Genomic DNA, 21,036 nt, shown 5'->3' with positions numbered 1-21,036 from the left:
GGCAGCCGCTATGCGGCTGCTGATGGGCGAATCCTCGGTGCTGGTCCTCGGGGGGCAGCGCGCGTTGCCCAAGCGACTGGAGGGGGCAGGTTTTGCGTTTCGTTGGTACGATTTGGAAGAAGCGCTGGCCGATGTCATCCGATAATGTCTGATATCCCTTCACTGTTGCCATTGTGGTGGTATGGTTAAAAAACCAAATACCACAATGGCGACGTTATGGCGATAATATCAACACCCCGACTTACTCTCTCTTTATACCAACTCGCTGACTGGCCTTTTTTCCAGCGGCTACGAGAAAATCCGGACGTCATGCGTTTCATGGGTGATATCGCCCCAACCAAAGATACTCGCCTGCTCTTCGCCAGACGCCTTTCCGCTCGACATACCTTTGTTATCCGGGAGCACAACAACACGGCGCAACTGGGCGATATTGGCTTACAGATAAGCCATCTTTACCCTCAGGAAGCTGATATTGGCTATGCCATCACGCCGCGGGCGCAGGGAAAAGGGATTGCCAGCGAAGCCGTACGTGCCGTGTGCGATTATGCCTTTCAACAGGCTGGCGTAACGGCGATAAATGCCTATGTATTAGCCGGAAATACCGGGTCGATACGCATTCTGGAAAAAACAGGATTTATACGCACTCAGGTGCTTGAAAAAGCCTATGAAGTGAACGGCATAGCGTATGACGACTGGGTTTATCGTCTGGAGTACAGCGCGTTAAAGCGGTAGGCCCGGAAAGCGTAACGCCTCCGGGCAACTTACTTATTTCAGCGAGCCCTTGAGAAACTGCTGCAAACGCGGGCTTTGCGGATTACCGAATACCTGCTCCGGGTCGCCCTCTTCCTCAATTTTCCCCTGATGCAGGAAAATCACGTGCGTGGAGACATGTCGAGCGAATCCCATTTCGTGGGTCACGACCACCATGGTTTTCCCCTCTTCGGCCAGCTGTTGCATAATACGCAACACCTCGCCCACAAGCTCTGGGTCAAGCGCCGATGTGGGTTCATCAAACAGCAACACTTCCGGTTCCATCGCCAACGCACGCGCAATAGAGACGCGCTGCTGCTGACCACCGGACAGATGTACCGGATATTTGCCCTGCGCGCGCTCATCAATACCGACTTTGGCCAGATACTTCACCGCACGTTCGCGGGCTTCCTGCTTGCTCAGCCCCAGCACCTGAATCGGCGCTTCCATCACGTTTTCCAGCACCGTCATGTGGCTCCACAGGTTGAAGTGCTGAAAGACCATCGTCAGTCGCGTGCGTAGCAGACGCAGCTGATTTTTATCTGCAACCTTCAACTGACCGTCTTTGTCGCGCACCAGGCCAATATTCTGACCGCTAACCACAATCGTTCCGGCACTCGGCTTTTCCAGAAAGTTAATGCAGCGCAGGAAGGTACTTTTACCCGAACCTGACGAACCAATAATACTGATAACATCACCCGCATTGGCCTGCAGCGATACCCCTTTCAGCACTTCATGTTCGCCGTAGTGCTTATGTAAATCGATAACGTTTAATTTATTTTCAGACATCGTGTTACTCGAATCATTTAGAGGATACATGCTGCAACCAGCGTTTTTCCGCTTTACGGAACAGGCTAATCAGGACATACGAAATAATCAAATACAGTACGGCGGCAATACCGAAGGCGGTAAACGGCTGATACGTTGCCGAGTTGATATCGCGGGCGATCTTCAACAAATCAGGCACCGTGGCGGTAAATGCCAGCGCTGTGGAGTGCAGCATTAAAATGACTTCATTGCTGTAAGCCGGCAGCGCAATACGCAGCGCGGAAGGCAAAATAATGCAGCGATACAGTTTGAATGACGAGAAACCGTATGCGCGCGCGGCTTCAATCTCACCATGGGGTACGGAACGAATAGCCCCAGCGAAAATCTCCGTCGTGTAGGCACAGGTATTCAGCGTCAATGCCAGCACGGTACAATTCAGCCCACTGCGGAAAAATGCGTTAAGGAAGTCCGTTCCTTTGACGATCTCCAGCGTATACATCCCGGAATAGAACACCAGAAGTTGAACGTACAGCGGCGTGCCACGAAAAATATAGGTGAACAGCCAGATGGGAAACTGGATAAATTTATTACTGGAAACGCGACCAATCGCCAAAAACAGCGCCAGTATCCCGCCCATCACCACCGACGAAATCAGCAGCCAGAGAGTGATAGCAACGCCAGTGTAGCGATATCCGTCAGTCCACAGCAGGGACTTCCAGTATTCCTGAATAATCTCAATCACAGGTCAGCCCTCTTCACACCCACGGAGTAGCGGCGCTCAAGGTACAGCAGCACACCATTAGACACGGTGGTAAACACCAGATAGATGACCCCGCACACCACGGCAAAATAGAACGGCTCCCAGGTACTCTTCCCGGCAAGCTGAGTGGCTTTCACTACGTCTTCAAGTCCAAGCAGTGACACCAGCGCCGTGGCCTTAAGAATGACCTGCCAGTTGTTGCCTATTCCCGGTAAGGCATAGCGCATCATCGCCGGGAACATAATGCGGCGAAATATTTGTGAGCTGGTAAAACCGAATGCCGTCGCGGCCTCAATATGACCTTTTGGCACAGCCATGAACGCACCACGGAACGTTTCGGTAAAATAGGCGCCGTAGATAAACCCAAGCGTAATTATACCCGCGACCATCGGATCGATATCAATCTGGCCGATACCGATGGCATCGGTAATGGTATTCAGCGCAATTTGTAACCCGTAGAAAATGAGCAGCATTAAGACGAGATCGGGAACCCCGCGGATAAGCGTTGTGTACCCTTCGAAAATAAGCCCCATTGCCCGGCTTTGCGACAGCTTAGCTGCCGCGCCGACAAGACCTATCAGAACCGCCAGTACCACCGAGCTGAGTGCCAGCTCAAGCGTAACAATTGCGCCCTGTAAAATAACACCTGAAAAGCCATACAACATGCTGCCTGTCCTGTCGTGTGTGGTGGAGTAGTAAGCCTCTTTTGATTTCAGACTAACCGTTAAATGCCGGATGGCGGCTTTGCCTTATCCGGCCTACAAAATCACCGTAGGCCTGATAAGCGCAGCGCCATCAGGCATAAATTCAACGCGTCAAAAATCTACGGGCTTTATCAGCACCTGCGGTGATTAACCGCCGTAAACATCAAAATCGAAATACTTTTTCGCCAGCTTCTCGTAAGTCCCGTCAGCGCGCATTTCAGCAAAGGCTTTGTTCAGCGCTTCGCGCAGCTCGTTATCGTCTTTGCGCAGCCCCATACCGGTACCCACGCCGAATAACTTCTCGTCTTTCACAGACGGGCCGCCGAATTTGTAATCTTTACCGACCGGCTGTTTCAGGAAGCCTTCGCTGGCCGCGACTTCATCCTGGAATGCGGCGTCAATACGCCCGGCAGTCAGGTCAGAATAGATATTGTCTTGTCCCTGATAGGAGACAATTTCAATGCCTTTTGGCGCCCAGTGCTCGTTACCGAACGTTTCCTGAGTCGTGCCCTGCAGCACGCCGACACGTTTACCTTTCAGCGACTCAATAGTCGGCTGAATAGCAGAATCTTTAGCGACAACCAGACGCGAGTCGGCTGCATAAAGCTTGTCGGTAAAGGCAATTTCCTGCTGACGTTTTTCAGTAATGGAAAGCGAGGACATGATCGCATCGATTTTTTTCGCTTTTAGCGAAGGGATCAGCGCGTCCAGCGGGTTTTCCACGAAGGTACATTGCGTATTGATACGTTTGCACAGCTCTTTAGCCAGATCGATATCAAAACCGACTAATTCACCCTGCGCATTTTTCGATTCGAACGGCGCATAAGTAGGATCGGTACCGATACGAATTTTTTGCGGAATGGCGGCAAATGCTGCGGTAGCACTGGAGAAAGCCAGAACCAGAGAAAGAGACAACACCAGTTTTTTCATAACTATCCTCAACAGACTGTCTTTTATAGGGGATCTTTACAGGACCAGGTGCAGTTATCGTGCCATTAATCAGGCCGACAAGGCAAAGCATTCTACCCTGTCGGCGGTATTTATTTGCATGAAAAGCGCTTAAGTATGCACTCATGCTTATTAAGCCAACGACAAAAGCACCAAAAAAGTGCACTGAATGTATTATGCACCGTAATGGTTACCCGCAATGGTGCAGTCAATTCCCCGCTGCGGCGTATTAATCGCCGTAGACATTGAAGTTAAAATACTTACTCGCCATTTTGTCGTAAGTGCCGTCTTTGCGCAGTTCACCCAGCGCTTTATCAAAAGCGGCTTTCAGCTCGGTGTCATCTTTGCGCAAACCAATCCCGGTTCCGTCGCCAAAGTATTTTTTATCTTTTACCGAAGGACCTGCAAAGTCGTAGTCTTTACCGGCAGGCTGCTTCAGGAAGCCTTCGCTGGCCGCGACTTCATCCTGCAACGCCGCGTCGAGACGACCCGCCGTCAGGTCAGAATAAATGAGATCCTGGTTCGCATAGGCCACCACATCCACGCCTTTGCTACGCCAGTTGTCATTGGCATAGGCTTCCTGAGTAGAGCCTTGCAGCACGCCAACGTGTTTACCCTTGAGGGAATCCAGAGTCGGTTTAATTGGGGAACCTTTCGCGGCGATCAGACGTGAGTCTGCTGCGTAAAGTTTGTCTGAGAACGCAATCTCTTGCTGACGCTTCTCGGTGATAGAAAGCGAGGAGATAATGGCGTCAATTTTTTTCGCTTTCAGCGACGGGATCAGAGCATCAAAATCGCTGGCAACCCAGGTACATTTGATCTGCATGCGCTTACACATCTCGTTTCCCAGATCGATATCAAAGCCGACAAAGTCGCCTTTGGCATCTTTAGAGGAAAAAGGTGCGTATGTTGTATCTGTACCAATACGAACCGTCTGCGGAAGTGCTGCGTAGCTGGCCGCGGTGGCGGAAAGTCCTACCAGCAAAGACAAAGCAAGAACCGTCTTCTTCATACATAACCCTCAAGTGGCGTAATTTTATTATGTTTTACGTTGTGTTGTGTGTTTGCAGACTTTTTCATGCAGGTCTTATGCCATTTTCGCGTCGATGAGGATATTCGACGTTAAATATGTTAATAAAACGTTGCAATAATGTCCTGATTTTGAAGATAGCAGGTCTGACGGTTGAACCGCAGCGTTTCGTTGAGTTTTAACGAATTAAATGTTGAGGATATGATCGCGGTTACAAAATTGCCCTGAAACAGGGCAACAGATGTTTCTTTGCACGCTGATGGAACGGCTTAGGCCCCTTGCCAGCGGGTGAACAGGTCCTGCGGAAGGGTAATATCAAACTGGTCAAGCACGCGGTTAACCGTTTGATTAATCACATCATCGAGCGTTTGCGGGCGATGATAGAACGCCGGGACAGGCGGCATAATCACTGCGCCAATTTCTGCCGCCTGGGTCATGAGGCGCAGATGCCCCAAATGCAGCGGCGTTTCGCGCACGCACAGCACCAGCGGGCGGCGTTCTTTCAACACCACATCTGCCGCACGGGTAAGCAGCCCATCGGTATAGCTGTGAACGATGCCGGAAAGCGTTTTAATGGAACACGGCAGGATAACCATTCCGGCGGTCTGAAAAGAGCCAGAGGAGATACTGGCGGCGATATCGCGCGTATCGTGAGTCACATTCGCCAGCGCCTGTACGTCACGCACGGTGAGGTCCGTTTCCAGCGCCAGCGTCTGCCGGGCAGCGGCACTCATCACCAGATGGGTTTCCACATCGGTAACGTCACGCAAAACCTGCAGCAGGCGCACGCCGTAAATTGCCCCGCTTGCGCCAGAAATACCAATGATGAGTCGTTTCATGTGTAATCGCCCTTACTTGCTCAGGGCCGACTTTGCAGGAAATTACGGTGAGTTGCAAGCAAGGGTGCAGGTTGCGCCCTTGCTTGCGAGCAAACATTAACCTTCGTTGTGCATCTCAAGGTTTTCCGCTTCGTTCTGACGCAAAATCGCTTTGGCGTCGTCATTACGCAGGGAGTCGAGGAAATCGAGATATTGCTGGTCGACGTCTTTGGTGACGTACACGCCGTTAAACACGGAACATTCAAACTGCTGAATATCCGGGTTCTCAGCACGGACGGCTTCAATCAGATCATTCAGATCCTGGAAGATAAGACCATCTGCGCCAATTATCTGGCGAATCTCGTCCACTTCGCGACCATGGGCAATCAGCTCCGTCGCCGTAGGCATATCGATACCATAAACGTTCGGGAAGCGAATTTCCGGGGCAGCAGAGGCCAGATACACCTTCTTCGCTCCTGCTTCACGCGCCATCTCGATAATCTGTTCTGAGGTCGTACCGCGCACGATGGAGTCATCCACCAGCAACACGTTTTTATCACGGAATTCCGCACGGTTGGCGTTCAGTTTACGGCGCACGGATTTACGGCGCAGCTGCTGGCCTGGCATGATAAAGGTACGGCCCACGTAGCGGTTTTTCACAAAACCCTGACGGTACGGCTTACCGAGAATACGGGCAATTTCCAGCGCGATATCACAGGAGGTTTCCGGAATCGGGATCACCACGTCAATGTCCAGATCTTCCCATTCACGAGCAATTTTTTCGCCAAGCTTGGTACCCATGTTTACGCGGGCGCTGTAGACGGAAATCTTGTCGATAAAGGAGTCAGGACGTGCGAAGTAGACGTATTCAAACAGGCACGGATTGCTGACCGGGTTATCGGCACACTGGCGGGTAAACAACTGACCTTTTTCTGTGATATAAACCGCTTCGCCAGGGGCAACGTCGCGCAGGAATTCAAAGCCCAGCGTATCCAGCGCTACGCTCTCGGAGGCCACCATGTATTCGGTACGACCATCGCCGATATCACGTTTACCCAGCACCAGCGGGCGGATGCCGTTCGGATCGCGGAAAGCAACCATACCGTGGCCGATAATCATCGCCACGCAGGCATAGGCGCCGCGGATCTGGCGGTTGGTTGCGGCAATAGCAGCAAAAATATTGTCGGCTTCCAGCGGATAGTGGCGGAAATTATCCAGCTCGCTGGCGAAAATATTCAGCAGAATTTCAGAATCTGAAGTGGTATTGATGTGGCGGCGCTTTTCTTCAAACAGCTTTTTACGCAGCTCATGTGCGTTGGTCAGATTGCCATTGTGGGCAAGCGTGATGCCATACGGTGAGTTGACGTAGAAAGGTTGGGCCTCAGAGGCGCTGGAGCTGCCAGCCGTTGGGTAACGCACATGACCAATGCCCATGTTGCCCTGCAAACGCTGCATGTGGCGCGCTTCAAAAATGTCGCTCACCATTCCGTTCGCTTTACGCAAGCGGAAGCAGTTGTTGGCATCAATGGTGATGATGCCAGCGGCATCCTGGCCACGATGCTGGAGCACCGTTAACGCGTCATAAATCGACTGGTTTACCGGCATAACACCGGCGATACCGACAATACCGCACATACGTCTTTTCCTCGTTCAGCAACAACCCAAAGTTTATACTTTGGGCAAGAAACTTGACGAGCTTTGCAGATAGTCAAAGAACCATCTGATGATGAAACTGAACTGCGGGATCAGCTGCGACTTACTCCAGTCTTCACTTTTCGACAGACCGGTAAATGTATCGAGAAAGAACAAGATGGCGGCGACGATCAGCGCCCCTCTCAGAGCTCCGAAGCAAATCCCCAACACCCTGTCGGTACCCGACAAGCCTGTTTTCTCTACCAGCTGGCCTATCACAAAGTTAACGATAGCGCCGACGATAAGTGTCGCGATGAACAGTATCGCGATAGCAATCCCATTTCGAACCAGTTCGTCTTCAAAGCCCGTAAACCAGACAGACAGGTAAGTGTAGTAATGGCTGGCGACAAAGAAAGCACAACCCCAAGTCACCAACGATAATGCTTCACGAACAAAGCCACGGATCAGGCTAACCAGACAGGAAAAACCAATCACCGCGATAATGGCGTAATCAATCCAGACCATATGTGTCCCACGATTTTACGCCCTGTCGTCCTGTTCGGGGCGCATTCTAACAGAAAAAGAAAACGTTTGCGTAGGGATTTCCTTTCCACGCGTAAATAAAAATGGCGCTGAAAAAATCTTCAACGCCATACCGTTTTATGCCTCTTCGGGCACTGCCGGATAGCGGTAAAAACACCGTATCCGGCCTGAATCAGAGCTGCGCCGTAAACAGCGCAATCCCTTAATTAGGGGTGTACCCCATCACGACGCCACTCAGACCAGAGATCTTCTGCAGCTCGCCCAGCGAGTTTTTCAGCTTATCTTTGGAGGCGTCCGGCCCCACGAGAATGCGGGTTATTTTACCCTGCACCGGCGTTGACGGAGAAGTATATACCCGGAAGCCCGCGCCACGAAGTTTACCCACGATCTCATTGACCTTATCCGCATTTTTCAGCGCACCGAGCTGTACAACGTACGCTTTGCCGGTCGGCGCTGGCGGTTCCTCAGCAGCCGGTTTAGGCGCTGGGGCTGGCGCAGGAGCAGGCGTCGGAGCGACGGCAACAGGCTGCGGCTTCGGTTTGGGTTTCGGCTGCTCTACGGGCGCTGGGACAGGATCTAACTCCGCGCTGTTTGCCGTCGTCAAACGTGAAGGATCCAACGATGGCGCGGCAGCATCTCCCGCACGCACCTCTTCTGCCGCCCCTTCCGGCGGCTGGGTCGGCAGCGCCTGCGTTGCCGCTGGCATCATATCTGGTTCATCGCGATCGCCGGGTTTCGGCACCAGAGGGATCGCCGCAAACTCATCCTGATAATGTTTTTTCTGCCCGTCAAGCAGCCCAGGGAGCACAATCACCCCCAGCGCGACCAGCACAATTGTGCCGACTAATCGATTCTGAAACTTACTCGCCACCGCTTCTCCCCACGTCTATTACTTCCATGACATGTGCGACAGTGTGAAACGATCCACACACCAACACGGTATCTTCTGGCTTCGCCTCAGCCAGTGCCGCAGACCATGCCTGCGCCACGCTATCGTAGGCGTCGCCTTTGCCCAGATGCTCCAGCAATTGTTCTGCCGTTGCGCCACGCGGCCCTTCCAGGGGCGCACAGTACCAGACGTCAACCACGCTTTTTAACCAGGCTAACGTACCGGCAATGTCTTTATCATGTAGCATACCGATAACCGCAAGTACACGCCCGCTTTTCACTAACTTTTTCAGACGTCCGGTCAGATACTCTGCCGCATGCGGGTTATGGGCAACATCGAAAATCACTCGCGGCGACTCGCTCACAATCTGGAAGCGTCCCGGCAAAATCGCGTGTTCGATGCCGTCACGAATGGCCTGCTCGCTAACGTTCAGCCCGCTTGCACGCAGCGCGGCCAGTGCGGTAGCAGCGTTAGGTTGTGGAACCTGCGGCAACGGCAGATGCGCCAACGTTCCGTGAGCGTCCGTAAATGACCAGTCGTCCTCGGTTACCGCATAGCGCCAGTCCACGCCGCAGCGTTGCAAAATTGCCCCGCACTCTTGCGCGACATCCGCGATGGTGTAAGGCATTTCAGGTTCGCCGACGATAGCCGGTTTCTCTGCACGGAAAATGCCCGCTTTCTCACGACCAATGCTTTCACGATCCGGACCCAGCCAGTCGGTATGATCAAGCGCAATACTGGTGATCACCGCCACATCAGCATCAACGATATTGGTAGCGTCAAGGCGCCCGCCCAGCCCCACTTCCAGAATAACGACATCCATCTGCGCCTGTTTAAACAGCCAGAGCGCCGATAACGTACCGTATTCAAAATAGGTCAGAGAAATGTCGCCACGCGCGTCTTCGATCTCAGCAAACGATGCGGTATGCGCTGACTCCGGCAGTTCACGCCCCTGCACGCGCACGCGCTCCGTGTAGCGCACCAAATGCGGCGAACTGTACACCCCGACTTTATAGCCTGCTGCGGTCAGCACCGATTCCAGCGTACGACATGTCGTGCCTTTTCCGTTGGTTCCTGCCACCGTAAACACAAATGGCGCGGGTTTCAACACACCCAGTTTGCGCGCCACCTGGCTTACACGTTCAAGGCCAAGATCGATGGTTTTACTGTGCAGGTTTTCCAGATAAGAAAGCCACGACGCCAGGGGCGACGCGGCTTGAGGAATACGTTTATTGTCCATGATGCCTGTAATTTTATGACGTAGAGAAAAGCAAAAGGGCAGAGCCAGTGGCCCTACCCTTATCAGCTATCAGGCCTCTGATTCCTGATCGGGTACCGGAGGCACCACCTCGCCTTCACGCGGCTCATCCGGATTCGGCGCAGGAAGATTCATCAGCTTCGCCAGGATGCTTGCCAGTTTCAGGCGCATTTCCGGACGGCGGACGATCATATCGATAGCGCCTTTTTCAATCAGGAACTCGCTGCGCTGGAATCCCGGCGGCAGTTTCTCACGTACGGTTTGCTCGATAACGCGCGGACCTGCAAAGCCGATCAGTGCTTTCGGCTCAGCAATGTTGAGATCGCCCAGCATCGCGAAGCTTGCAGAAACACCACCCATGGTAGGGTCAGTCAGTACGGAAATGTACGGTAAACCACGTTCCTGCATTTTCGCCAGCGCGGCAGAGGTTTTCGCCATCTGCATCAGAGACATCAGCGCTTCCTGCATTCGCGCCCCGCCAGAAGCGGAGAAGCAGATCAGCGGACAGTTATCTTCCAGCGCCTGTTCGACGGCACGGACAAAACGCGCGCCGACCACAGAGCCCATGGAGCCGCCCATAAACGCGAACTCGAATGCTGCAGCAACGACCGGCATACCATGCAGCGTGCCTTTCATCACCACCAGCGCATCTTTCTCGCCGGTTTCTTTTTGCGCAGAAGCCAGTCTGTCTTTGTATTTTTTGGAATCACGAAACTTCAGCACGTCTTTCGGCTCAAGCTCGCTACCCAGTTCCACAAGAGAACCTTCATCTAACAGGCTATGCAGGCGATTGCGCGCCGACATGCGCATATGATGGTCACACTTCGGACAGACCTCAAGATTACGTTCCAGCTCAGCACGGTATAAAACCTGACCGCAGCTATCACACTTGGTCCACACCCCTTCAGGAATGCTTGCCTTGCGGGTGGGAGTAATGTTGCTTTTAATTCGTTCAATCCAGCTCATTGGTGACCTTTCTGCCTGAACCCTAGTCAGCTTTGTTATAAGGGGCGCATAATGCCATTTTTGCCCCTAACAGACCATGAATGTTGCACATTAAAACATAACAGCCCGAAACTTTGGATAAAAAAGTGGTCGAACCGCTGAGTTACTTTCTATTTTGCCGCCCGTGACGCAGCACGCTTATGGCGAATCACTTCAATTACGCCCGGCAATACGGAAAGAACGATAATCGCCACAATCAGTAATTTCAGGTTTTCCTGAACGATCGGCAAATCGCCGAACAGGTAGCCTGCGTAGGTGAACAACAATACCCACAGCAGCGCGCCTACGACGTTATACATCGCAAAATGACGGTAGGACATGTGTCCCATACCGGCAACAAACGGCGCAAATGTCCGTACGATAGGAACGAAACGCGCAAGAATAATGGTTTTACCGCCATGACGCTCATAGAACGCATGGGTTTTATCCAGATAGCTGCGGCGGAAAATTTTGGAATTTGGGTTACTGAACAGCTTCTCGCCAAACAATCGCCCGATGGTGTAGTTCACCGCATCGCCCACAATCGCCGCCACTATCATCAACGCCACCATCAGATGAACATTAAGATCGTTCGTTGGCAGCGCAGAAAGCGCACCAGCAACAAACAGCAGCGAATCTCCTGGCAGGAACGGCGTGACCACCAGTCCCGTTTCGCAGAACAGAATCAAAAACAGAATAGCGTATACCCAGATACCGTATTCCGCGACCAGCTCCGCCAGGTGCACATCAATGTGCAGGATAAAATCGATGAGGAAGTAAATCAGATCCATAGTTATGCCTTTATACGACTCAAATTAGTCCGCCAGAAATAGCGGGCCCATAGGCGGTTTTGGCAGGTCGAACCGATCCGGGTAATCTACTGCAACCAGATACAGTCCTTCCGCTTTCGCCGTTGCCGCTGCCAGCGTTCTGTCCTTCGCCGCTAACAGTTCTGCTATCCAGCTCTCCGGCTGGTTGTGGGCACCTACTTCCATCAGGCTGCCGACAATATTCCTGACCATATGATGTACAAAGGCATTCGCTTTAATATCCACCACCACATACGCACCGAAACGTTCAACGTTAATGTGCATCACGTTACGCCACGGTGTGCGCGACTGACACTGCACCGCCCGAAACGAGGTAAAATCATTTTCGCCAATCAGACACTGGGCTGCACGATGCATACGCTCAGCATCCAGCGGCTCATAGTAATGGGTTACCCCTTTACCTAAAATCGCAGGACGCAACCGATGATTGTAGATGATGTAGCGATAACGGCGAGCCGTAGCGCTAAATCGGGCATGAAAATCATCAGGTACAGCTTTCACCCAGCGTACAGCGATGTCACCAGGTAAATTCGCATTTACCCCCAGTGTCCAGGCCGCATCTTTACGCTGTGCCGTCGTTTCAAAGTGAACAACCTGCCCTGTGCCATGAACGCCCGCATCCGTGCGTCCCGCACAAAAGACATTAATGCGTTCATTCGCCACCTGAGAGAGCGCTTTTTCCAGTTTTTCCTGAACGCTACGCACTTCGTTCTGGCGCTGCCAGCCATAATATTTGCTGCCATCGTACTCAATGCCCAGCGCAATTTTATGAGTTGACGGCTGTTGCAGGTCAGACATTAGTACAGGTACTCCTGCACCAGTTTTTCCGCAATTTTCACCGCCATTAACGCGCCGCCAAAGCGCACGTTGTCTGCCACAGACCAGAACTGAACTTGCTCAGGCATGCCGTAATCGTTATGCACGCAGCCAATGGAAAGGTGCGGAGTGCCTGACGCGTAGCCAACCTGAGTCGGGAAATCGGTCTCTTCTGACAGAACAATATCTTCACCACGAGAAAAGGCATCACGCGCCTCTTCTGCGGCCAGCGGGCGCAGCGCTTCAAAATTCACCATCTGTGCATGACCGTAGAACACGGGTGACTGCACGATGCTGGCTGAAATTAACAGGCCGTCATCCTGCATAATCTTGCGCACTTCATCAACAATACGACGCTCTTCCCGCACGCTACCTTCGCGATCGGGCAGCAGCGGCAGCATATTGAACGCCAGCTGACGACCAAAGAAATCATCTTCGTCAATCGGGATGCCGTTAAGCAATTTCGCGCTTTGTCCGGCCAGTGCGTCTACGGCTTTTTTACCGTGAGCGGAAGCCGAGATAATGTTGGTTACCGTAATACGTGAGAGGCCACCGTCATCAATCAATGGTTTCAGCGCAGACAGCAGTTGGCTGGTCAGGCTGTTAGGCACCGCAATCACATTGCGGTTACGGTAATCCGCCAGCACGAACGGGTTAACGTCCGGGACGACCAGCGGAACGTCAGGCTCAAGCGCGAACAGACCGCTGCTGTCAATAACCAGACAACCGGCATTGGTTGCTTCTTCAGCCCATGCCGCGGTGGCTTCAGTGCCCGCAACAAAAAATGCCAGCTGTGCCTGCGTCCAGTCAAAGTCTGCAACGTCCTGCACTATGACCGATTTACCGTTAAAACGCAGATGCTCACCGGCGCTTTCATTACGCGCCAGCGCATAAATTTCACCGACCGGGAACTGGCGTTCAGCCAGAGTATCGAGCAGGGCTTCGCCTACGGCGCCCGTTGCGCCCAGAATGGCAATATTCCAGCCTTCAGACATGGTGATTTACTCCAAGAAATACGTAAGCGTCCCTGTCGCATTATTCGACAGGGAGCATTAAGAAGACATTAATGTGCCGGATGATGAACAGCGTTAAAACCCAGCTTACACAGCAGGGCTGCAGCGGCTGCGTCGTCACACATCACGTATAAAGACGACCATTCACGACGCTCAAGGTAATTTTTACGCAGTTTATCAAACTCACCCGGAATTCCAGCGACTTTACGCAGCGGCGCATCATCGCGGCGCACATCATACACTAAATGCACAAGCCTTTTCAGCGTTGGCTGATCTAACGGGCCATGCAGGGTGATACGACCAAATTCCGGCGCGGGTAACAGGGTACTGAGCGCAACGTGCTGCTCGTGACCAATAAACTTACTATAGGCCTCAAAGACCTGCGTGGTGCCACGCGCTTTTCCTTCGAGGGTATACCCGGCAATGTGCGCCGTGCCGATATCGGCTTTCTCCAGCAACGCCACATTGAGATCCGGCTCTCCTTCCCAGACATCCAGCACAACGCTCAGCGGCTGCCCGGCGTTGAGTCGGTTCAGTAAGGCGGAATTATCCACGACCGCCCCACGGCAGGCGTTGATCAGAATAGTGCCCGGCTTCAGTCGGCTAATCAGCGCCTCATCCGCCAGATGCAGCGTTTTGTAGGGTCCATCTTTGAACAGCGGCGTATGGAAAGTCAGCACATCGGCTTGCTCTACCAGTTCGTCCAGCGAGCGGAAATCGCCCTCGTCACCCCGATCGGCTCGCGGTGGATCGCACAGCAGCGTGCGGATCCCTAATGCTTCCAGGCGCGCCTGCAAACGCCCACCCACGTTGCCCACGCCCACAATGCCTACGGTGCGATCGCGTAACGCAAACCCATCACGCTCCGCCAGCATCAGCAACGCTGAAAAAACATATTCTACGACCGCTATCGCGTTACAACCGGGCGCGGCGGAAAAACCGATCCCCGCCTGCGCAAGCCAGGCGTCATCCACATGGTCTGTGCCAGCGGTTGCCGTACCGACAAATTTAACCGGTTTTCCACTAAGCAGTGATTCATTTACTTTCGTCACCGAACGCACCATTAACGCATCCGCATCATCCAGTTCAGCAACGGGAATCGGACGACCGGGAACCGCTTTGACCTCCCCCAAACGACTGAACAGTTCGCGGGCATAGGGCATATTTTCATCAACGAGGATTTTCACGTCTTTCGCACCTGTTTGAGAACGAGAGTTAACCGGGCAAGTGTGCCATAATCTCGCCGCCAGGCATACTGCGAGACCTGGCCAGGACAGATTTAAGGAACAGAGATGATGCAGCCCATTTCAGGTACGCCCGCCCGCCCTCCCGGCGAAGGCCAAAATGCCCCTTCCGCTGCGGGTGAACAACCGTTATCCACGCAACAACGTACCGTACTGGAACGACTGATTACCCGTTTGATTTCGCTTACCCAACAGCAAAGCGCTGAGGTGTGGGCCGGAATGAAGCACGATCTGGGCGTCAAAAGTGATACGCCGCTGCAGTCACGTCACTTTCCAGCCGCTGAGCAAAACCTGAATCAGCGTCTGGGGGTTGCTCAGCAGAATCATGCTAACCGTCAGGTTCTGTCGCAGCTCACTGAATTACTGAGTCAGGGAAATAATCGCCAGGCGGTGAGTGATTTCATCCGTCAACAGTACGGGCAGACAGCGCTCAGCCAGCTCACGCCAGAGCAGTTGAAGAACGTGCTCGCGCTGTTGCAGCAGGGGCAGCTTTCAATTCCGCAGCCACAACAGCGGCCGGCAACCGATCGCCCTTTATTACCCGCCGAGCACAATACGCTGAATCAGTTGGTCACTAAGCTGGCGGCCGCCACGGGAGAGTCGGGGAAAATGATCTGGCAGTCGATGCTGGAGCTGTCTGGCGTAAAAAGCGGTGAGCTGATCCCCGCCAAACAGTTTACGCATCTGGTGACCTGGTTACAGGCGCGCCAGACGCTCAGCCTGCAAAGCGCCCCGACGCTACAAACGCTCCAGGCGGCGCTAAAACAGCCATTAGAGCCGAATGAGCTAACGGCAATAAAAGAGTACGCACAGCAGACGTATCAGATCCAACCACAATCGATTCTGACCACGGTGCAGGTGCTGGACTTGCTCAATCAAATCTTCCTGCGCCGCGTGGAACGTGACCGGGAGCAGGAATTAAACGATCCGCGTCATCTTCAACCCATTTTCAGCCCGTTCGCACCAGTGATTGAAACGGTAAAAACACTGTCGGCACGACCGGGGCTGATGTTTGTCGCCTTGCTGATAGCATTAGCCCTGTTCTGGTTGCTTGCTTAACCTTTTCGCAGAGTCAGCAGCGTCACGAAAATGCCCACCACCGCGGAAATCGCCCCGGCAAGGAATACCGAGGAGTAACCGTATGCAGTGGCCAGAACCCCGGCAACAGGACCGCTTATGCCGTAGGAGATATCCTGAAACGCGGCGTAACCGCCGAGAGCCGTACCACGAACCTGGGCAGGCACTCGCTTCACGACCTCGACGCCCAGCGCCGGGAAGATCAGCGAACACCCGGCACCGGTTAATGCCGCTCCCAGCAGTGCAATCCAGGCCGATGGCGCCTGCCACAGCAAAATCAGACCCGCGGTTTCAACCAGCAACGAAACAACGGCAACCTTCACGCCGCCAAACCGGTCCGGCATCCAGCCAAACAGAATACGCATCAGCACAAACGCCCCGCCAAATGCGGTCAGGGTGAAACCCGCCATCGTCCAGCCGTTGCTGACAAAATAGAGCGAAATAAAGGTACCGATTACCGCAAAACCCACGCCCTGCAGCGCCAGGCCCAGACCCGGTTTCCAGATAAGCCCTACCACACTCCATAACGAAGGACGCTCTCCTGCATGTGCAGGCACTTTGCGCACGGTGCCATTGAATGCCCATGCCAGCAGCGGTAATACCATCGTGGTTCCTGCCAGCGCCGCAAAGCCAAAGTGGCTGTGGATCAAAAGCCCCAGCGGCGCCCCCGCGGCCAGCGCGCCGTAAATCGCCATCCCGTTCCACGACATCACCTTGCCGGAACGCGTTGGCCCAACCAGCCCCAGCCCCCAGGTCAGCGTTCCGGTGAGCAACTGGCTTTCGCCAAAACCAAGGATCAAGCGCCCGACAATCAACAACGCAAACTTCACCGGAACGGAAACGGGCAATAGCGCGGCTAACAGCCACGCCGCGCCCGCCAGCGCACAGGCAAACATCCCCTGTAGCGCCGAACGTTTAGCACCATATTGATCGGCTAAGCGCCCGGCGTAGCCGCGCGTTAATACCGTTGCCAGAAACTGTACGCCAACGGCGATACCGACCATGGTGTTGCCATAGCCCAGCTCCTGGTGCACAAACAGAGGAATGACGGGCAAAGGTAAACCGACCGTCATATAGGTCAGGAAAACCGCAAAAGCGATACGAAACAGCGAAAAATTCGCCGAAGGTGTTTTTTCTTGTTGGGTTACAGCTGTCATGCGTTACTCCAAAATGCAGAGTAAGGCGAGGAATGTCCACGCCCCCTCTACCTGACTATCAGGATTAAGGTGCGTTGGATAACGTTAAACGCTTACGCATTATCAAGAGGATAATGTTGAAGCTGGAGTCTGCCTGCGAGTGGCCCTGGCTGTCAACTGTGAAAGCATAGCAGTGCGTTTCAAAGCGATGACTTCTCTACGAACAAAAAGGGAAATACCGCTTCAACGCCTTTCGTTCTGAACCGCCCGGTTACCTGTTCACGCTGCTGCGGCGTCAGGAGCAGGAACATCATATCCCAAATCTCTTTGGGTCCTGCTTCCTGCACGATGTTGCAATCTGGTGCTTCTGTTTTCTCATTTTCATTCAGATACGAGCGTACATACAGTGGGAACACAGAAATATGAAATTCCTCGGCCTTAGATTTCGCTCGCTTGCGCTTAACGCCCTCTTTCCCTTCACTGTAGGTATTTAAGCGCAGGCGTACAGCGGGTGCGCTTCCAGGAAACCCCGGTAATTCAAGACACTCCTTGACCGTGAACCACTCTTTTACCATCAGTTTCTTTCCTTTCTGCTGATGAAATAAAAATATTTTTTCTTTTTCGCGAAATTTCAAATTAATTCTGGCAATATTCCTACGACAAAAAGAAAGTAACGTTCTTTTGTCTTTCTAATTTATAACCTGAAAAATATCGGTGCCGATAACACATCTTCTTAGGATTACAGAATGGAACAAAAAAGCCAAGACTGGCATCGTGCAGATATTAAAAGTGCACTGGAAAAAAGAGGTATTACACTCAGAGAGTTGTCACGTTCGGCAGGTTTATCTCCTGACTCGCTGCGTAATGTATTTACCCGCAACTGGCCCCGAGCAGAACAGATCATCGCACAGGCGCTGGAAACCACGCCGGACGTGATTTGGCCGTCACGTTATCTCTCAAAATCAGCAAAAAAAAGCCGTTACAAAGAATAATCATTAATTATAAATATATCTTCAAGAATTTACCCAGCAAATTGATTAATATCTCAATTAAATATATTTATGATATTAATAGCACTATCGGCTATTCCCATCAGATTAAATCCTGTTAAAGCAATACACGAACTTATTACATATTTCATTAACAGGAGTCATGATGAGCTGGAATAAAACAACAGCAGCTAATTACGCTAAATCACACGCGAGTTCACATTCTCAAGGACGCTGCGCGGAATTTACCCGCAAAGCCATTCAGGCAGGAGGTATCACTCTTGGGCATACTTATCATGCTAAAGATTATGGCCCCATGCTAAAAAGTGCCGGTTTCAGCCCTATCGGCACATTTGAACAACCCAGGGAAGGTGATGTCGTCGTCATTCAGCCTTATGAAGGAGGAAACCCAAGCGGGCATATGGCGATATTTGACGGTCAGGCGTGGTACTCCGATTTTAGACAACGCGATATGTGGGCCGGACCTGGCTATCGGGCGGCAAAACCGTCATACACTATTTACAGGAAGCAGTAATGAAAGCATTCTCGTTGATTGCTCTGGTGCTGTTACTTTGCGGCTGCTCTACGCCGCGCCACGATAGCTCCCGGGATGTAAAACAATTCTATCTCGCGTGGATGTCCGCCTACACACAAGAGCGGGATACATCCGCACTCATGCAACGCTATGTGGCGAAAGACGTTATCAATCGTCTGGCGCTGATTGACGGCCTTTATGAGCAGGAAATTCTGGACTCGGACTACTTTATGTACGTACAGGATTACGACCCGGAGTGGATCCCGCTGTTACGGGTTGGGCCGGCTCAACCCTTTCTCGGTGGCGAAAAGGTGGAAGTACAATTAGGTGGGCCGACAGGTGAAGTCCCCATGCTGTTGGAGGTATATACGCGTTGGGAAGACAGGCGCTGGAAAATTTACCGCGTTCGCGATATTAGCGATCGTTATGAACAGCCCATCTACAGTACCGGGAATATTACCCGTGCGAAAGCTTGGTCTGCGGAGATCGCACCGGAGTACGAAAAGATGAATAAGTAAAAAAGGGAGCCTGACGGCTCCCTTTCGTGTACTGCATTAGCCGGGACTTATGCTTTCAGCTTACGCATAACCAGCGTGGCGTTGGTGCCGCCAAAGCCGAAGCTGTTGGACATCACGGTGGTCAGCGCCTGCTCGGTCGGTTTGGTCACGATGTTCAGACCTGCCGCCTGCTCGTCCAGTTCTTCAATGTTGATGCTTGGCGCGATAAAACCGTGTTCCAGCATCAGCAGAGAGTAGATAGCTTCCTGTACGCCAGCCGCGCCCAGTGAGTGACCGGTCATTGCTTTGGTCGCAGAGATTGCCGGGCTGTTGTCGCCAAACACTTCACGAATCGCGCCCAGCTCTTTCACGTCGCCTACCGGAGTAGAGGTCCCGTGGGAGTTCAGGTAGTCGATCGGCGTGTCTACGCCGTGCATCGCCATCTGCATGCAACGTACTGCGCCTTCGCCAGAAGGAGCAACCATGTCTGCGCCATCGGACGTTGCGCCGTAACCGACGATTTCCGCATAGATGTGCGCGCCACGGGCCAGAGCGTGTTCCAGCTCTTCGACCACCACCATACCGCCGCCGCCTGCAATCACGAAACCGTCACGGTGTGCGTCATAGGTACGGGAAGCTTTCGACGGGTCGTCGTTATATTTGGTAGACAGCGCGCCCATTGCGTCGAATTCACACGCCATTTCCCAGCACAGCTCTTCGCCGCCGCCAGCAAAAACGATGTCCTGTTTGCCCAGCTGAATTTGTTCTACTGCGTTGCCGATGCAGTGCGCAGATGTCGCACAGGCAGAGCTAATGGAGTAGTTAACACCGTGGATTTTGAACGGTGTCGCGAGGCAGGCAGAAACGCCGGACGCCATCGCTTTGGTGACCACATACGGGCCAACCGCTTTCAGGCCACGCGGGCTACGCATTGCGTCAGCGCCGAATACCTGAAAACGCGGGGAGCCGCCGCCGGAACCTGCAATCAGTCCAACGCGCGGATTGTTCTGGTAATCTTCTGCAGCCAGGCCGGCATCAGCCACTGCCTGCTCCATTGAAAGAAATGCATAGATGGATGCGTCGCTCATGAAGCGCACTACTTTGCGGTCAATGAGGCCAGTGGTATCCAGTTTTACGTTGCCCCAAACGTGGCTACGCATGCCGGAGTCCTTCAGCTCCTGAGAGAAAGTGATCCCTGAACGTCCTTCACGCAGAGATGCCAGGACTTCCTGCTGGTTATTACCGATGCTGGAAACGATGCCCAAGCCAGTAATCACTGCACGTTTCATTCAATACCTCTGTAAGTCGCACTATTTTAAAGTTTCGAGTGGCACAATAGCGTACACTTGTACGCCGAACAAGTCCGATCAGCCATTTTGTGTGGAAATTTGCGCAGCCTGGCACTCATCGCTAAGATCGGGTCACAGCCTGTCAGACGAGTAACTTACGTGAAACAATACGCTATACAACCTGCCAACCTTGAATTCAACGCTGAGGGTACACCTGTTTCCCGAGATTTTGACGATGTCTATTTTTCTAATGACAACGGGCTGGAAGAGACGCGTTACGTCTTTCTCGGCGGTAACCATCTCGCCCAGCGATTCCCTGCGCATTCACGCCCCCTCTTTGTGGTGGCCGAAAGCGGGTTTGGCACCGGACTTAACTTCCTCACGCTCTGGCAGGCATTTGCCGAATTTCGCGCTACCCACCCTGACGCTACCCTGGAAAGATTACATTTCATCAGTTTTGAAAAATTTCCGCTGACGCGTGAAGATCTCACCTTAGCCCACCAGCACTGGCCAGAACTTGCTCCGT

Annotated in this window: 24 protein-coding genes and 1 pseudogene; 7 read left to right on the top strand and 18 right to left on the bottom strand. The window is 52.9% G+C overall.

Annotated features, from left to right (window positions below):
* On the top strand, positions 1-145 hold a 145-nt coding region (locus FDX03_RS23020), incomplete at its 5' end, for a DUF1731 domain-containing protein (protein WP_249357006.1).
* A 71-nt stretch (positions 146-216) separates the two neighbouring features.
* Positions 217-732 (top strand): GNAT family N-acetyltransferase, encoded by a 516-nt coding sequence (locus tag FDX03_RS04625; RefSeq protein ID WP_071887365.1) that lies wholly within the window; start codon positions 217-219, stop codon positions 730-732.
* A gap of 33 nt (positions 733-765) precedes the next feature.
* On the opposite strand, the gene hisP is transcribed toward FDX03_RS04625, so the two are convergent.
* The 15 genes from hisP to pdxB all read right to left on the bottom strand — a co-directional run bounded on the left by hisP (position 766) and on the right by pdxB (position 14,930).
* The gene (gene hisP / locus FDX03_RS04620; RefSeq protein ID WP_061068225.1) at positions 766-1,539 is read right to left on the bottom strand and encodes a histidine ABC transporter ATP-binding protein HisP; all 774 of its coding nucleotides are present in this window, start codon (positions 1,537-1,539) and stop codon (positions 766-768) included.
* 13 nt (positions 1,540-1,552) lie between these two features.
* Positions 1,553-2,260, bottom strand: coding sequence for a histidine ABC transporter permease HisM (gene hisM, locus FDX03_RS04615; protein WP_003028116.1), 708 nt, complete (start codon positions 2,258-2,260; stop codon positions 1,553-1,555).
* Positions 2,257-2,943, bottom strand: a complete 687-nt coding sequence (locus FDX03_RS04610) for a histidine ABC transporter permease HisQ (RefSeq protein WP_003028118.1) — start codon at positions 2,941-2,943, stop codon at positions 2,257-2,259. The genes hisM and FDX03_RS04610 overlap by 4 nt, the downstream gene beginning before the upstream one ends.
* Positions 2,944-3,129: 186 nt before the next feature.
* Complete coding sequence (gene hisJ / locus FDX03_RS04600) at positions 3,130-3,912, bottom strand: histidine ABC transporter substrate-binding protein HisJ (RefSeq protein WP_003028120.1); 783 nt, start codon at positions 3,910-3,912, stop codon at positions 3,130-3,132.
* A 247-nt stretch (positions 3,913-4,159) separates the two neighbouring features.
* On the bottom strand, positions 4,160-4,942 hold the full coding sequence (argT, locus tag FDX03_RS04595; protein WP_003028123.1) for a lysine/arginine/ornithine ABC transporter substrate-binding protein ArgT: 783 nt from the start codon (positions 4,940-4,942) through the stop codon (positions 4,160-4,162).
* 287 nt (positions 4,943-5,229) lie between these two features.
* Positions 5,230-5,799 carry a UbiX family flavin prenyltransferase gene (locus FDX03_RS04590; RefSeq protein WP_101742317.1) on the bottom strand — a complete coding sequence of 190 codons (570 nt, stop codon included), beginning with the start codon at positions 5,797-5,799 and terminating at the stop codon, positions 5,230-5,232.
* Between the two features lie 96 nt (positions 5,800-5,895).
* Positions 5,896-7,413: an amidophosphoribosyltransferase gene (gene purF / locus FDX03_RS04585; protein ID WP_005129677.1), complete on the bottom strand. Its 1,518-nt coding sequence runs from the start codon at positions 7,411-7,413 to the stop codon at positions 5,896-5,898.
* Between the two features lie 33 nt (positions 7,414-7,446).
* Positions 7,447-7,935, bottom strand: coding sequence for a colicin V production protein (gene cvpA / locus FDX03_RS04580; RefSeq protein ID WP_005129678.1), 489 nt, complete (start codon positions 7,933-7,935; stop codon positions 7,447-7,449).
* Positions 7,936-8,155: 220 nt separating this feature from the next.
* A complete protein-coding gene (dedD, locus tag FDX03_RS04575; protein WP_061068227.1) occupies positions 8,156-8,824 on the bottom strand; it encodes a cell division protein DedD in 669 nt (222 codons plus the stop codon).
* Positions 8,814-10,082, bottom strand: coding sequence for a bifunctional tetrahydrofolate synthase/dihydrofolate synthase (gene folC, locus FDX03_RS04570; protein ID WP_048211055.1), 1,269 nt, complete (start codon positions 10,080-10,082; stop codon positions 8,814-8,816). Before folC ends, dedD begins: the two co-directional genes overlap by 11 nt.
* 69 nt (positions 10,083-10,151) lie before the next feature.
* Entirely contained in the window at positions 10,152-11,066 is a 915-nt protein-coding gene (gene accD, locus FDX03_RS04565; RefSeq protein WP_115601722.1) for an acetyl-CoA carboxylase, carboxyltransferase subunit beta, read from the bottom strand.
* 149 nt (positions 11,067-11,215) lie between these two features.
* Entirely contained in the window at positions 11,216-11,875 is a 660-nt protein-coding gene (locus tag FDX03_RS04560; RefSeq protein ID WP_003028140.1) for a DedA family protein, read from the bottom strand.
* A 24-nt stretch (positions 11,876-11,899) separates the two neighbouring features.
* A complete protein-coding gene (gene truA, locus FDX03_RS04555; protein WP_061068229.1) occupies positions 11,900-12,712 on the bottom strand; it encodes a tRNA pseudouridine(38-40) synthase TruA in 813 nt (270 codons plus the stop codon).
* Positions 12,712-13,725 (bottom strand): aspartate-semialdehyde dehydrogenase, encoded by a 1,014-nt coding sequence (locus FDX03_RS04550; RefSeq protein ID WP_137345537.1) that lies wholly within the window; start codon positions 13,723-13,725, stop codon positions 12,712-12,714. The genes truA and FDX03_RS04550 overlap by 1 nt, the downstream gene beginning before the upstream one ends.
* Before the next feature lie 68 nt (positions 13,726-13,793).
* The gene (gene pdxB, locus FDX03_RS04545; RefSeq protein ID WP_137345536.1) at positions 13,794-14,930 is read right to left on the bottom strand and encodes a 4-phosphoerythronate dehydrogenase PdxB; all 1,137 of its coding nucleotides are present in this window, start codon (positions 14,928-14,930) and stop codon (positions 13,794-13,796) included.
* A gap of 108 nt (positions 14,931-15,038) precedes the next feature.
* Here pdxB and flk point away from each other — a divergent pair, with 108 nt between their 5' ends.
* Complete coding sequence (flk, locus tag FDX03_RS04540) at positions 15,039-16,046, top strand: flagella biosynthesis regulator Flk (protein WP_137345686.1); 1,008 nt, start codon at positions 15,039-15,041, stop codon at positions 16,044-16,046.
* Here flk and FDX03_RS04535 read toward each other — a convergent pair.
* Positions 16,043-17,221, bottom strand: a complete 1,179-nt coding sequence (locus FDX03_RS04535; RefSeq protein ID WP_137345535.1) for an MFS transporter — start codon at positions 17,219-17,221, stop codon at positions 16,043-16,045. The two genes, flk and FDX03_RS04535, sit on opposite strands and share 4 nt — an antisense overlap.
* Before the next feature lie 179 nt (positions 17,222-17,400).
* Entirely contained in the window at positions 17,401-17,775 is a 375-nt protein-coding gene (locus FDX03_RS04530; protein ID WP_048212552.1) for a hypothetical protein, read from the bottom strand.
* 171 nt (positions 17,776-17,946) lie between these two features.
* On the opposite strand from FDX03_RS04530, the gene FDX03_RS04525 reads away from it, so the two are divergent.
* The 3 genes from FDX03_RS04525 to FDX03_RS04515 all read left to right on the top strand — a co-directional run bounded on the left by FDX03_RS04525 (position 17,947) and on the right by FDX03_RS04515 (position 19,242).
* Positions 17,947-18,192, top strand: a complete 246-nt coding sequence (locus FDX03_RS04525) for a helix-turn-helix domain-containing protein (protein ID WP_048211049.1) — start codon at positions 17,947-17,949, stop codon at positions 18,190-18,192.
* A 163-nt stretch (positions 18,193-18,355) separates the two neighbouring features.
* Positions 18,356-18,724 (top strand): hypothetical protein, encoded by a 369-nt coding sequence (locus FDX03_RS04520; protein WP_137345685.1) that lies wholly within the window; start codon positions 18,356-18,358, stop codon positions 18,722-18,724.
* Entirely contained in the window at positions 18,724-19,242 is a 519-nt protein-coding gene (locus tag FDX03_RS04515; RefSeq protein WP_115601716.1) for a YbjP/YqhG family protein, read from the top strand. The genes FDX03_RS04520 and FDX03_RS04515 overlap by 1 nt, the downstream gene beginning before the upstream one ends.
* 47 nt (positions 19,243-19,289) lie before the next feature.
* On the opposite strand, the gene fabB is transcribed toward FDX03_RS04515, so the two are convergent.
* Positions 19,290-20,510 carry a beta-ketoacyl-ACP synthase I gene (gene fabB / locus FDX03_RS04510; protein WP_046670107.1) on the bottom strand — a complete coding sequence of 407 codons (1,221 nt, stop codon included), beginning with the start codon at positions 20,508-20,510 and terminating at the stop codon, positions 19,290-19,292.
* Positions 20,511-20,669: 159 nt separating this feature from the next.
* Here fabB and mnmC point away from each other — a divergent pair.
* A pseudogene (mnmC, locus tag FDX03_RS23015) lies at positions 20,670-21,036 on the top strand (bifunctional tRNA (5-methylaminomethyl-2-thiouridine)(34)-methyltransferase MnmD/FAD-dependent 5-carboxymethylaminomethyl-2-thiouridine(34) oxidoreductase MnmC); the annotation flags it as partial.

The organism is Citrobacter sp. wls827 (genome assembly GCF_005280875.1).
Classification (GTDB): Bacteria; Pseudomonadota; Gammaproteobacteria; order Enterobacterales; family Enterobacteriaceae; genus Citrobacter; species Citrobacter youngae.
This window is presented reverse-complemented; position numbering and strand designations above follow the sequence as displayed.